Raw genomic sequence first — 12,788 nt, 5'->3', positions numbered from 1 at the left:
GCTGCCCGACGGGTGAGCCGAACCGAAAGGCAACCCGACGCCTGGGGCCGCCGCCCATTAGAGTGGACGGCAGGTGCTGTCGCGGCGTTGTCGCGATGAGTACCGCGCTATGTAACGGAGAGCAGGTAACCACCGATGTTTGAGAGATTCACCGACCGCGCCCGCAGGGTGGTCGTCCTGGCTCAAGAAGAAGCCCGGATGCTCAACCACAACTACATCGGGACCGAGCACATCCTCCTGGGACTGATCCACGAGGGTGAGGGTGTAGCGGCCAAGTCGCTGGAATCGCTCGGTATTTCGCTGGAAGGGGTGCGCAGCCAGGTCGAGGAGATCATCGGCCAAGGCCAGCAGGCTCCGTCCGGACACATCCCGTTCACCCCGCGCGCCAAGAAGGTGCTGGAGCTGAGCCTGCGCGAGGCGCTGCAGCTCGGGCACAACTACATCGGCACCGAACACATTCTGCTCGGCCTGATTCGAGAGGGTGAGGGCGTCGCCGCCCAGGTGCTGGTGAAGCTGGGCGCCGAACTCACCCGGGTCCGCCAGCAGGTCATCCAGCTGCTGAGCGGCTACCAGGGCAAGGAGGCCGCCGAGGCCGGCACCGGCGGGCGGGGCGGCGAATCGGGCAATCCGTCCACGTCGCTGGTGCTCGACCAGTTCGGCCGCAACCTGACCCAGGCGGCTGCCGAAGGAAAGCTCGATCCCGTCATCGGCCGGGAAAAAGAGGTCGAGCGGATCATGCAGGTGCTGAGCCGCCGCACCAAGAACAACCCGGTGCTGATCGGCGAGCCCGGCGTCGGCAAGACCGCCGTGGTCGAGGGGCTGGCGCAGGCCATCGTCGCCGGCGAGGTGCCGGAGACGCTCAAGGACAAGCAGCTGTACACGCTGGACCTGGGCTCACTGGTGGCCGGCAGCCGGTACCGCGGTGACTTCGAGGAACGCCTGAAGAAGGTGCTCAAGGAGATCAACACCCGCGGCGACATCATCCTGTTCATCGACGAGCTGCACACGCTGGTCGGTGCGGGCGCCGCCGAGGGTGCGATCGACGCCGCGAGCATCCTCAAGCCGAAGCTGGCCCGCGGTGAGCTGCAGACCATCGGCGCGACCACGCTCGACGAGTACCGCAAGTACATCGAGAAGGACGCCGCCCTGGAGCGCCGGTTCCAGCCGGTTCAGGTCGGTGAGCCGACGGTGGAGCACACCATCGAGATCCTCAAGGGTCTGCGCGACCGGTACGAGGCGCACCACCGCGTCTCGATCACCGACAGCGCGATGGTCGCCGCCGCCACCCTGGCCGACCGGTACATCAACGACCGGTACCTGCCGGACAAGGCGATCGACCTGATCGACGAGGCCGGCGCCCGGATGCGGATCCGCCGCATGACCGCGCCGCCCGATCTGCGCGAGTTCGACGAGAAGATCGCCGAGACGCGCCGCGAGAAGGAGTCCGCGATCGACGCGCAGGACTTCGAGAAGGCGGCCGCCCTGCGCGATCAGGAGAAGCAGCTGGTCGCTCAGCGCGCCGAGCGGGAGAAGCAGTGGCGCGCCGGTGACCTCGATGTGGTCGCCGAGGTCGACGACGAGCAGATCGCCGAGGTGCTGGGCAACTGGACCGGCATCCCGGTGTTCAAGCTGACCGAGGCGGAGACCACTCGGCTGCTGCGCATGGAGGAGGAGCTGCACAAGCGGATCATCGGGCAGGAGGATGCGGTCCGCGCAGTGTCCAAGGCGATCCGCCGCACCCGCGCCGGCCTGAAGGATCCGAAGCGGCCCTCGGGCTCGTTCATCTTCGCCGGCCCGTCCGGGGTCGGGAAGACCGAGCTGTCCAAGGCGCTGGCGGAGTTCCTGTTCGGCGACGAGGATGCGCTGATCCAGATCGACATGGGCGAGTACCACGACCGGTTCACCGCCTCGCGGCTGTTCGGTGCCCCTCCGGGCTACGTCGGCTACGAGGAGGGCGGCCAGCTCACCGAGAAGGTGCGGCGCAAGCCGTTCAGCGTGGTGCTCTTCGACGAGATCGAGAAGGCCCACCAGGAGATCTACAACACTCTGTTGCAGGTCCTGGAGGACGGCCGGCTGACCGACGGTCAGGGCCGGACGGTGGACTTCAAGAACACCGTGTTGATCTTCACCTCCAACCTGGGCACCTCGGACATCTCGAAGGCCGTGGGGCTGGGCTTCAGCCAGGGTGGTAGCGAGAACAACTACGAGCGGATGAAGCAGAAAGTTCACGACGAACTGAAGAAGCACTTCCGCCCGGAGTTCCTCAACCGCATCGACGACATCATCGTCTTCCACCAGCTGACGCAGGAGCAGATCATCCAGATGGTCGACCTGATGATCGACCGGGTGCGCAACCAGCTGAAGGCCAAGGACATGGATCTGCAGCTGACCGACAAGGCCAAGCAGTTGCTGGCCAAGCGCGGGTTCGATCCGGTGCTGGGGGCGCGGCCGCTGCGCCGCACCATCCAGCGGGAGATCGAGGACCAGCTGTCGGAGAAGATCCTGTTCGAGGAGCTGCGTCCGGGACAGCTGATCACGGTCGACGTGGAGAACTGGGACGGCGAGGGTGCCGGCGAGGATGCCCGGTTCACCTTCACCGGTGGGCCCAAGCCGGCCGCACCGGCCGAACCGGATCTCGCCAAGGCCGGGGCAGCCGGTGCCGCCGCCGGGGCGGCGGGCGCTCCCACCGAGTGAGCACCCCCGGCGACTGAACACGACCGGATTCGGGCGGTCACCGGTATCGGTGACCGCCCGAATTCCGTCTACGGCAGCTCACACCTCGCCCGGGTGGAGCACGAGGCGGTTGAGGCGCCGCGACACCGCGGCGCCCCACGGCAGCATGAGCCTCGCCCTGGTCAGCAGTGCCTCGTCGCACAACAGGGTGTGGGTCGGGCCCCGGCGCACGGTCCCGTCGTGCAGCACGAGGGTTTCCTGCGACCAGCGCCACGCGACGTCGACATCGTGGGTGGCCAGCACGACGGCGGTACCCGCGTCGGAGAGTTCGGTGAGCGTGCGCAACAGGTCCTCGACCGCCCGCGGATCGAGACCGGCCGTCGCCTCGTCGAGGAGCAGCACGCTGGGCCGCATGGCCACCGCGCCGGCGATGGCGACCCGTTTGCGTTGTCCGAACGACAGGTGGTGCGGAGTCCGGTCGCCGAGTTCGGTGATTCCCAGCGCGGCCATGGCCGCGTCGACCCGGTCGTGCACTTCCGTGTGGTCGAGGCCGAGATTGAGCGGCCCGAACGAGACGTCCGCCCGAACCGTGGCGCCGATGATCTGATCGTCGGGTTCCTGCAGCACCATCTGCACCCGGGTGCGTAGCCGTCTGCGGTCCGCCCGGGACCCGGTGACCACGTTGCCGTCGAGCAGCAGGGTTCCCGATGTCGGCTTGGCCAGGCCCACGAGGAGCCGCAACAACGTGGTCTTGCCGGAACCGTTGGCCCCCACCAAAGCCAGCCGCTGACCTGGGCCGATGGACAGTTGCACGCCGTCGAGGACCCGTGGTCCGCGGGGATAGCGGAATCCGGCGTCGCGCAGGGCGAGCAGGGCGGGATCGTCGTCAGACACCGTGCCACCCCTTCCAGCCCAGCCAGGTCAGCGTGGCCACCGCGGCGATCGCGGCGAGCAGCGCCGCCGTGCCCACCAGACGGGATGCGCGGACCGGGCGGGCCGAGGTGAGAACGGCGGTCGCCCCCGGATCCGCCCGCAGCGACATCGCCTCCGACATGGCCCTGGCGCGGTCGGTGCCGCGGATGAAGATGAGTGCGAACTGGGTGCCGATCACGGTGATGGCGTCACGCGGCCGACGCAGCCCCAACCGCAGGCCGACGGCTTCCCTGGCCCGCAGCGCGGACCGCAACAGGATGCCGACCAGACGGTAGGTCAGATCGGCCACGTGGCACAGAGCGGGGGGAGTCCCGGCCCGCCGGGCCAGGTCGAGCAGGTCGGCCATCAGCGTGGTCATGGCCAGACTGATCGTCGCGGCCGATGCGGCGAGTGCCCGCAGAGCGGTGTCGAGCGCAAGATCGACCCCGCCCGGCTCCCAGTGCGGCCCGCCGCGCAGGCTCACCGCGATCGGCAACGCGCCGAGCATGATGAACACCAGCGGGCCCAGCATCGCGAGCAGGAAGAGCCGGACCTGCACCCGGGCGAACACCAGGGTGGAGACCGCGACCACCAGCAGTACCAACGGCGCTCCGGTGCGCGGCGGAAGCAGCATCGCGCAGAGCAACAGCCCGCCGTAGAAGCAGAGCTTCTCGGCCGCGGGGACGCCCGACCACCGGTTGTGTGCCGCGCTGAGATCGAGGGGATTCACGGTTGCGACTCAGTGGCCGCCACGGTCCCCTTCGGATTCCCCGACCGGTCCGGGACCGGCCGGCGCGGTTTCGCGGCGCCCGCGTGCACGCCCGGCGTACCAGCCGACCGCGGCGCCCAGTGCGATACCACCGATGCCCGCCTGCAGTGCGAAAAGCCCGGACTCGACTTCACCCGGAAGCTCGCCGACCAGCGGCGAGAACCACGGTTCGTAGCCCTCTTCGATCGCGCCGATCACCTCTTCGGCCTGCCCGTCGGCACCGGAGAACTCCGCGTCGGCGTCCTGTGCGTAGCCGTACCACATCGAGCCGACGGCGATCACGGCGGCCAGGATCAGCAGTGGCGCCGCAAGGAGTGCGACGGATCTGCGGGTGGCAGGTCGACCGGATCGGGTGCTCATCGCTGGACCTCCTCGCGTTCGGAGCCGGGCTCGACGTCGGCCCCGGCGGGGACTTCGTGGCTCTTGAGGAAGCGCAGCCTCAGCAACTCGGAGGAGGCCACGTGCATGAGGATGCGCACGAGCACCACGGTGATGAGTCCTTCGACGACCGCGAGCGGCACCTGCGTCAGCGCGAACACCCCCAGGAACTCGACCAGGCTCTCCGTGAAGCCGCCCTCGGCGGCCGGGAACGCCAGCGCGAGCTGGATGCTCGTGACGATGTAGGTGACGAGGTCGGCGACGAAGGCCAGCGCGAACACCGCCGGCAACACACCCACGCCGGCCCGGCGCAGCGCGACGTAGACCGCGAAGCCCGCCCACGGGCCGGCGATCGCCATCGAGAACGCATTCGCCCCGAGCGTGGTGATCCCGCCGTGGGCGAGCAGCAGCGCCTGGAACAGCAGGACGATCGACCCGAGGAAGGCCATGACCGGTGGCCGGAAGATCGCCGTGCCGAGTCCGGTTCCGGTCGGATGCGAGCTCGAGCCCGTCACCGACGGCAGTTTGATCGCGGACATCACGAACGAGAACGCGCCGACCGCCGCCAGCAGCGGCCCGGACGACGGCTGGCGCCGGACCGTGATGACGACCTGCCGGGCCCCGTAGATCACGAACGGCGCCGCCGCCACGGTCCAGGCGACCGCATGTACCGGCGGCAGGAAACCTTCGGCGATGTGCATGGTGAAGGCGTACCTTTCTGCCCAGCACCTCGTGGGCATAGTGTCCGTGCCCGCGGCCGGTCTCCTGGCTGACGGGTGCACCGGCGCGTCGAGATGCGCCGGAACGCCGGTATTCGCCTTCCCACCTGCGCGTGCGCGCCGGCAGTGGCATCGAGAACACCGACTTCCCGCTCACAGTGGCGAGGGCCGCCCCGGATTCCCACCGGGTTCCCGTCACCGCGGCAGTGAGAGCGTACACCGGGCGGACGCTGCGGCCGCCCGGATGGCGCGGTCATCCGACCGGGATGAGTTCGAACGCCTGATGCACGATCGACAGCAGCCAGCCGGCGGCGGTCTTGCTGCGGTACTGCGGCCAGTTCAGCTGGAAACTCACCACCCACGGCTGGCCGGTGTGATCGACCGCGTACCAACTGAACGTCAGATCACCGGGCAGGTTGCCGCCCTTGGCGGCGATGTAGGTCCACGTGGACCGGTCCACCGACACCCCGGGAATGGCCGACAGGATGTCGCGGACCGGCGCCGCCGGTCCCACGGCGGCCTCCTGCAGGGCGATGTGTACCCGGCAGATGTCCTTGGCGGTGCCGAACCATTCGGCGCCGTAGTTCGACGCCGGGGTGTGGGTGCGTTGGGGATCCGGCCGGTAGGGCCGGGAGCTGACCTGCCGTAACAACTCGGCCCGGTCCTGTGGGGAGGCGTGTTGCCACTGCTCCCGCAGGTCGGGTTCACCCCAGCCGACCGAGAACAGCTCGTGCATGGTGGGGAACGGCGTCATGCTGGCCGGATCGTGATGGCCCGCGGCGACCAGCGCGCGTTCCACCGCGTCGGTGCCCAGCCGGCCGATCAGCAGATCTGTGGTCATGTTGTCGCTGGCCGAGATCATCTGCTGGGCGGCCTCGCGCACCGAGATCTGCGCGCCGGGCGGAAGATGGTCCAGTGCGGCCGAGCCGACCGCCTTGGCCCGCTCGGTGACGGTCAGCCGGTCGTCCCAGTCCAGGGTGCCGGCCCGCACCGCCTCAGCGACGGCCAACAGCACGTACAACTTGAAGATGGAGGCGAGCGGCAGCGACAGGTCGGTGTTGGCGCCGGCGATCGGTTCGCACCGCCGGCCACCCGGGGCCGGGAGCACCCTGGACACCTGATAGGAGTACCGGGCCCCGGATTCGGTCAGCTCGGTGTCGATGTCCGCCCAGTTCTCGATCGTGGGCGGGCGCAGGGTCACCTCGAACTGGTCGACGAGGCTCTCGTCGTCGACGCGCAGTTCGATGTCCTGTTCGGCGCCGTAGGAGTTGCGCACCCGCAGGGTGGCGGTGCCGGCTCCGATGTCGACCGCGGTGAGCGTGATCGGCCGGTCCCACCAGAGCGTCTCCATGCTCTCGGTGACCTCGGCGACGTGCTCGGGCGCCGCCAGGGTGCTGACCGAGGGCTCGCCGATCGGCCAGTCGGAGTTCAGCATGTCCATGGTCTGCTTGGCCCGCAGACCCTGCGGGGTGCCGGTGGGGATGTGGGTGCCGTAGGCGGCATCGGCCGGCGGCGTGCCGCGGTCGGCACAGGCCCCGGCTGAGGCAGCGGTCAGGACAGCGGCGGCCAGCAGGCCGATGAGCCGTCGTGACCGCCGGGCGTTACTCGTCGGCGCCGCTTCCGGCAACGTCGAGCACGACCTCGAATTCCAGCAGCGACGCCCCGGTCGCCACCGGGTTGCGGTGTTCACCGGCGTGGGCTTCGATGGCCGGTCCGGTGGCCCAGGCCTGGAACGCCTCCTCGGACTCCCACTTGGTGACGACGAAGTACCGGTTCTCGCCCTTGACCGGCCGCAACAACTGGAACCCGAGGAACCCGGGCTGCTTGTCCACGGCATGCGCCCGGTTCGCGAACCGCTTCTCCAGTTCGGGCCCGGCGTTGGGCGGGACTTCGATTGCGTTGATCTTCACCACGGCCATGCGGATCAGGTTACCGGTTCCGGGCAGGGCGGTTCGGTCCGCGGGGCGGGGTCCTCGGCATGATGTCTGCCGTGACCGGTTCCCTGTTGACCGCGTGTGGCGGCGCGTCCGGCGGCCCGCCGCTGGTGCTGGTGCACGGGCTGATGGGGCGGGGCAGCACCTGGTCGCGCCAGGTGCCGTGGCTGGCCCGATTCGGCCCGGTCCACACCTATGACGCGCCGTGGCACCGGGGCCGGGATGTCCTCGATCCGCACCCGATCAGCACCGAACGGTTCGTCGACGATCTCGCCGCGGCGGTCGGGGAACTCGGCGGGCCGGCGATTTTGATCGGCCATTCGATGGGCGGCCTGCACAGCTGGTGTCTGGCCGCTGCCCGGCCGGACCTGGTCAGCGCCGTGGTGGTGGAGGACATGGCGCCGGACTTCCGCGGCCGCACCACCGGGCCGTGGGAGCCGTGGCTGCACGCCCTTCCCGTCGAATTCCATTCCGAGCAGCAGGTTTACGACGAGTTCGGGCCGATCGCCGGGCGGTACTTCCTGGAGGCTTTCGACCGCACCGACACCGGTTGGCGGTTGCACGGCCAGCCGAGGTTCTGGATCGAGATCGCCGCCGAATGGGGGGTGCGCGAGTACTGGGAGCAGTGGCGGTCGGTGCGGGTGCCGGCGTTGCTCATCGAAGCCGGTGACTCGGTCACCCCGCCCGGGCAGATGCGCCGGATGGCCGAGTGCGGTCACTGCGCCCGACACGTCGCGGTCCCGGGTGCGGGGCATCTGATCCACGACGACGCCCCGGAGGCCTACCGGGCAGCGGTGGAGGCGTTTCTGGCCGAGTTCGCGGAGTGCGCCGGCCGCTGACACACCGCGTGCGGTGGCAGGTTTCTGCCTCATCGATAAGATGCTGCCATGGCCTTGCGGAGGGTGGCGGCACTGGTGCTCGACGGTCTGGCGATCTTCGAGTTCGGGGTGATCTGCGAAGTGTTCGGGGTGGATCGCACCGACGACGGTGTCCCGCCTGTCGATTTCACGGTGTGCGGGCCGCGGGCCGGTCAACCGGTGCGCACCTCGTTCGGGGCCACCCTCACCCCCGACTCCGGGCTGGACGGACTCGCCGGGGCCGACCTGGTGGCGATCCCGGCGATCCGTCAGGACGACTACCTGCCCGAGGCGTTGGACGCGGTGCGCGCCGCCGCCGACGCCGGGGCGATCATCCTCACGGTGTGCTCGGGGGCGTTCCTGGCCGGCGCGGCCGGCCTGCTCGACGGCCGGCCGTGCACCACCCACTGGGGTCTCACCGAGGAGTTGGCGCGCCGCTATCCGACCGCGCGGGTGGACCGCAACGTGCTCTACGTCGACGACGGCGACCTCATCACCAGCGCCGGCACCGCCGCCGGGATCGACGCGTGCCTGCACCTGGTGCGCCGCGAACTGGGCAGCGAGGTCACCAACACGATCGCCCGGCACATGGTGGTGCCGCCACAACGAGACGGCGGGCAGCGACAGTTCATCGATCAGCCGATACCGGTTCGGCACTCGGAAGGCTTTGCTCCCCACCTCGATTGGATCCTGAGCAACCTCGACAAGACGCATACGGTGGCGTCGCTGGCGCGGCGGGCCAACATGTCGCCGCGCACCTTCGCGCGACGGTTCGTCGAGGAGACCGGCCGCACCCCGATGCAATGGGTCACCGATCAGCGGGTGCTCTACGCCCGCCGACTGCTGGAGGAGACCGATCTGGACATCCACCGGATCGCCGCCCGGTGCGGATTCGGCAGCACCACCTTGTTACGCCACCACTTCCGCCGGGTCATCGGGGTGACACCGTCGGACTATCGGCGTCGGTTCGCCTGCGGCTCAACCACATCCGGGTCAACGGAATCCGGGGCCGAGGTGACGGACTGATCCGGCTCCCCTTCCCCGGCCAGCGCGAACCGGCCGTCCGGAGTCTGCTCCACCAGGCCGTCGGCCAACAGCGAGTGCAACGCCCGATCGCGCTGGGCGGTGTCGGTCAGCCAGACCATGTCCAGCGCGGCGCGCTCGACCGGTGCGGAGCTGTTGCGCAGCACGTCCAGCAACAGTCCGCGAACCTGCCGGTCGGTGCCGGCGTAGCGCTGCACCCGACGTGGCGCGGTTGCCGGCGGGTATTTCCTTTCCCGCCAACGACATCGGCTCAACGGACAGTCGCCGCACCGCGGGCTGCGCGCGGTGCACACCGTCGCACCCAGCTCCATCAGCGCCGCCGAGAACCGCGGCGCCGTGTCGTCATCGGGCAGCAGCGCGGCGACCTCGTCGAGGTCGCGGCTGCTCGGCGGGGCGTGGGCCACACCGTGGACGACCCGGGTCACCACCCGCCGGACGTTGGTGTCGACCACCGGAACCCGTTGCCGGTAGGCGAAACACGCCACCGCGCGGGCGGTGTAGCTGCCCACCCCGGGCAGGGTGAGCAGGGTGTCGACATCGGAGGGCACCACGTCGTCGAAACGGGTCGCGATGATCACCGCGCATTCGTGCAGGCGTTTGGCGCGCCGCGGATATCCCAGCCTGCCCCAGGCGCGCAACACATCGGCCACTCCGGCGGCGGCCGTCGCCGACGGGGTGGGCCAGCGGGTCACCCACTCGGTCCAGACCGGCGCCACCCGCGCCACCGGGGTCTGCTGCAGCATCACCTCGCTGACCAGGATCTGCCAGGGAGTCACCCCGGGGCGGCGCCAGGGCAGATCCCGCCGGGCGTGCTCATACCAGCCCAGGAGCTCGGTCGCGCGCATATTCACCGTCGGGTGCGGCACAATGGCCACCATGCCCAACACCAGCCCGGTAACCGCGTGGAAAGCACTCAAGGAGGGTAACGAGCGCTTCGTCGCAGGTAAGCCGCTGCATCCCAGCCAGAGCATCGAGCACCGCGCCACGCTGACCGACGAACAGGGTCCGACCGCCGTGGTGTTCGGGTGCGCGGACAGCCGGGTCGCCGCCGAGATCATCTTCGACCAGGGTCTGGGCGACATGTTCGTGGTGCGCACCGCCGGGCATGTCATCGACGCCGCGGTGCTGGGTTCGGTCGAGTACGCGGTCACCGTGCTCGAGGTCCCGCTGATCGTGGTGCTGGGCCACGACAGCTGCGGTGCGGTCAAGGCGACGCTGGAGGCGCTCGACGAGGGTGTGGTGCCCGGCGGATACGTGCGCGACGTGGTCGAGCGGGTGACCCCGTCGATCCTGCTCGGGCGTCGGGACGGGCTGACCCGGGTGGACGAGTTCGAGGAGCGGCACGTCAACGAAACCACCTATCAGCTGCGTAATCGTTCCACCGTGATCGCCGAGCGGGTGGCCGCGGGCGATGTGGCGATCGCCGGCGTCACCTACCATCTGGCCGACGGCCGGGCCCAGTTGCGCGAATACCTGGGCGATATCGGCGAAGCCTGAGGCGCGACACGCCGAGGCGGGTCACATGACTGCGCGTGACCTGCCCTTACTGTGAGGACGTGCTCGATCTAGAACCGCAAGGCCCGCTCCCCGCGCAGATTTACTGGCGGCGTAGAGCGCTGGCCCTGGGTATCGCGGTTGTGGTGATCGGCATCATCGTCGCGGTGGTCGCCATGATGGTCAGCGGCGGGCCGGACGCCGAGACCGAGGCCGCCAACGCCGAGCAGCCCGCGGCCACCGAGGAGGCCGAGGCCGGTCCCACCCCGCTGCCAGGCTCGGATCCCGAGGTCAAGACCCCGATCCAACCGCCGCCGCAGGAGGCGCCGCCGCCCACACCCACCCCGACCGCGGCGGTGACGCCGCCGCCGGTGCTACGGGAGGGCGACGACTGCCCGGACTCCACGCTGGCGGTCAAGGGCATCACCAGTCAGCCCGAGTACGTCGTCGGCGATCAGCCCAAGTTCACCATGGTCGTCACCAACATCGGCCTGGTGGCCTGCAAGCGGGACGTCGGGGCGGCCGTGCTGGCGGCCTACGTGTACTCGCTGGACAACACCCGGCTGTGGTCCAACCTGGACTGCGCGCCGTCGAACGAGACACTGGTCAAGACCTTCAATCCCGGTGAGCAGGTGACCACCGAGGTGACCTGGACCGGTATGGGTTCCGCGCCGAACTGCCCCTTGCCGCGCGAGCCGATCGGTCCGGGCACCTACAACCTGGTGGTGCAGCTGGGCAATCTGCGGTCCTCACCGGTGCCGTTCATCCTGTCCGAAGCCGCGCCGGTGGGTCATGGCCCCGCCCCCGGCCCGGCGCCGCAACAGCAGGAGCAGCCGGCGGCAGCCGGGACGAACTGAGCCGCCGGCCGAGCCGACACCGGTCAGGCCAGCCGGTCGGCGATCGTCGACTCGGCCAGCTGTGACAACCCTTCGCGGATGTGTCGCGCCCACATCGAGCCGATGCCCTCCACCGACTGCAGGTCGGCGGCGCTGGCGGCCAACAGATCCTGCAGCGACCCGAATGACCGCACCAGCAGCTCGACGTGGGCGAACTGGAGTCGCGGAATGCCCGCCATGGCGCGGTACCCCCGGGAACTGACCGCCGAATCCTGGGCCTCCGGGGTGGACGGATAGCCGAAGACGGCCGCCAGCACCGTGAAGTCCAACAACTCGTTGTCGCTGAGCGAGTCGAGGTCGTCGAGGGTGGCGGCGATCTGCGCGGCGTCGGGCGGATCCGGGTTGGCGTGGTAGTCGCGCACGATCAATTCGCGGGCGGTGTCGTTGTCCCCGACGAGCTCCTCGAGCTGCAGCTTCACCTGTCGGCCGTCGGTGCCGAGTTCGACCACATCGGCGTCGATCTCGAGGCTGATCCGGCGGACCATCTCCAACCGCTGCACCACCGTCATCACATCGCGCAGGGTCACGAAGTCCTCGATCTCGGCCGCCGAGAGTTGCCGCAGCACCTCGTCGAGGCGGGTCTTGTACCGCTCCAGCGTGGCGATCGTCTGGTTGGCCCGCGACAGGATGGTCGCCGAATCGGGCATCACGTGCCGCTCTCCGGCGACGTAGACCGTCACGATGCTCATCGAGTGGCTCACCGAGATCACCGGATAGCCGGTCTGGATCGCCGTCCGCTCGGCCGACCGGTGCCGGGTGCCGGACTCGTCGGTGGGGATCGACGGGTCGGGCACCAACTGCACATTGGCGCGCAGGATCCGGGATCCGTCGCTGGACAGCACGATCGCGCCGTCCATCTTCGACAGCTCGCGCAGCCGGGTCGGGGCGTAGCGGACGTCGAGGGGGAAGCCGCCGTCGCAGATGGCCTCGACGCTGTCGTCGTAGCCGAGCACGATCAGCGCGCCGGTGCGGCCGCGCAGGATGCGTTCCAGCCCGTCGCGCAGCGGTGTGCCGGGTGCGAGTCGCCCCAGCGTCTCCCGCATGGTCGGCCTCGCCAGGGACACCACGGTGCGGCCGGCGCGTTTGCCCGATGTGACGGCCATCCGCCCTCC

Annotated in this window: 13 protein-coding genes and 1 riboswitch; of the genes, 5 read left to right on the top strand and 8 right to left on the bottom strand. The window is 69.7% G+C overall.

Annotation, left to right across the window (positions count from 1 at the left end; all coding sequences use genetic code 11):
* Window positions 1–135: 135 nt before the first annotated feature.
* Window positions 136–2,694 carry an ATP-dependent protease ATP-binding subunit ClpC gene (gene clpC1 / locus CKW28_RS20560; protein WP_040546601.1) on the top strand — a complete coding sequence of 853 codons (2,559 nt, stop codon included), beginning with the start codon at window positions 136–138 and terminating at the stop codon, window positions 2,692–2,694.
* A gap of 78 nt (window positions 2,695–2,772) precedes the next feature.
* Here clpC1 and CKW28_RS20555 read toward each other — a convergent pair whose 3' ends face one another.
* From CKW28_RS20555 to mhuD, 6 genes are all read right to left on the bottom strand, one after another.
* Entirely contained in the window at window positions 2,773–3,567 is a 795-nt protein-coding gene (locus CKW28_RS20555; RefSeq protein WP_003925075.1) for an energy-coupling factor ABC transporter ATP-binding protein, read from the bottom strand.
* Complete coding sequence (locus tag CKW28_RS20550; protein WP_003925074.1) at window positions 3,560–4,315, bottom strand: energy-coupling factor transporter transmembrane component T family protein; 756 nt, start codon at window positions 4,313–4,315, stop codon at window positions 3,560–3,562. The genes CKW28_RS20555 and CKW28_RS20550 overlap by 8 nt, the downstream gene beginning before the upstream one ends.
* Before the next feature lie 9 nt (window positions 4,316–4,324).
* The gene (locus CKW28_RS20545) at window positions 4,325–4,714 is read right to left on the bottom strand and encodes a cobalt ECF transporter S component CbiN (RefSeq protein WP_050811935.1); all 390 of its coding nucleotides are present in this window, start codon (window positions 4,712–4,714) and stop codon (window positions 4,325–4,327) included.
* On the bottom strand, window positions 4,711–5,433 hold the full coding sequence (locus CKW28_RS20540) for an energy-coupling factor ABC transporter permease (protein WP_003925072.1): 723 nt from the start codon (window positions 5,431–5,433) through the stop codon (window positions 4,711–4,713). Before CKW28_RS20540 ends, CKW28_RS20545 begins: the two co-directional genes overlap by 4 nt.
* A 37-nt stretch (window positions 5,434–5,470) precedes the next feature.
* Window positions 5,471–5,669: riboswitch (cobalamin riboswitch) on the bottom strand.
* A 35-nt stretch (window positions 5,670–5,704) separates the two neighbouring features.
* Window positions 5,705–7,078: a serine hydrolase gene (locus CKW28_RS20535; RefSeq protein ID WP_003925071.1), complete on the bottom strand. Its 1,374-nt coding sequence runs from the start codon at window positions 7,076–7,078 to the stop codon at window positions 5,705–5,707.
* Window positions 7,053–7,370: a mycobilin-forming heme oxygenase MhuD gene (gene mhuD, locus CKW28_RS20530; protein WP_003925070.1), complete on the bottom strand. Its 318-nt coding sequence runs from the start codon at window positions 7,368–7,370 to the stop codon at window positions 7,053–7,055. Before mhuD ends, CKW28_RS20535 begins: the two co-directional genes overlap by 26 nt.
* Window positions 7,371–7,429: 59 nt before the next feature.
* On the opposite strand from mhuD, the gene CKW28_RS20525 reads away from it, so the two are divergent.
* Together CKW28_RS20525 and CKW28_RS20520 are read left to right on the top strand one after the other, a co-directional pair.
* A complete protein-coding gene (locus tag CKW28_RS20525; RefSeq protein ID WP_197700602.1) occupies window positions 7,430–8,224 on the top strand; it encodes an alpha/beta fold hydrolase in 795 nt (264 codons plus the stop codon).
* Window positions 8,225–8,272: 48 nt separating this feature from the next.
* Entirely contained in the window at window positions 8,273–9,268 is a 996-nt protein-coding gene (locus tag CKW28_RS20520; RefSeq protein ID WP_003925068.1) for a GlxA family transcriptional regulator, read from the top strand.
* Here CKW28_RS20520 and CKW28_RS20515 read toward each other — a convergent pair.
* Entirely contained in the window at window positions 9,196–10,131 is a 936-nt protein-coding gene (locus tag CKW28_RS20515; protein ID WP_003925067.1) for an iron-sulfur binding domain-containing protein, read from the bottom strand. The genes CKW28_RS20520 and CKW28_RS20515 overlap by 73 nt on opposite strands.
* Before the next feature lie 31 nt (window positions 10,132–10,162).
* Between CKW28_RS20515 and CKW28_RS20510 the strand changes: the two genes are divergently transcribed.
* Both CKW28_RS20510 and CKW28_RS20505 read left to right on the top strand, forming a co-directional pair.
* Window positions 10,163–10,783 carry a carbonic anhydrase gene (locus tag CKW28_RS20510; RefSeq protein WP_003925066.1) on the top strand — a complete coding sequence of 207 codons (621 nt, stop codon included), beginning with the start codon at window positions 10,163–10,165 and terminating at the stop codon, window positions 10,781–10,783.
* A gap of 59 nt (window positions 10,784–10,842) precedes the next feature.
* Window positions 10,843–11,637: a hypothetical protein gene (locus CKW28_RS20505; RefSeq protein WP_040546599.1), complete on the top strand. Its 795-nt coding sequence runs from the start codon at window positions 10,843–10,845 to the stop codon at window positions 11,635–11,637.
* Window positions 11,638–11,660: 23 nt separating this feature from the next.
* Here the strand turns inward: CKW28_RS20505 and disA are convergent, their stop codons facing one another.
* Complete coding sequence (gene disA, locus CKW28_RS20500; protein ID WP_003925064.1) at window positions 11,661–12,779, bottom strand: DNA integrity scanning diadenylate cyclase DisA; 1,119 nt, start codon at window positions 12,777–12,779, stop codon at window positions 11,661–11,663.
* Window positions 12,780–12,788 lie beyond the last annotated feature (9 nt).

The organism is Mycolicibacterium thermoresistibile (genome assembly GCF_900187065.1).
In the GTDB taxonomy this organism is placed as follows: Bacteria; Actinomycetota; Actinomycetes; order Mycobacteriales; family Mycobacteriaceae; genus Mycobacterium; species Mycobacterium thermoresistibile.
This window is presented reverse-complemented; position numbering and strand designations above follow the sequence as displayed.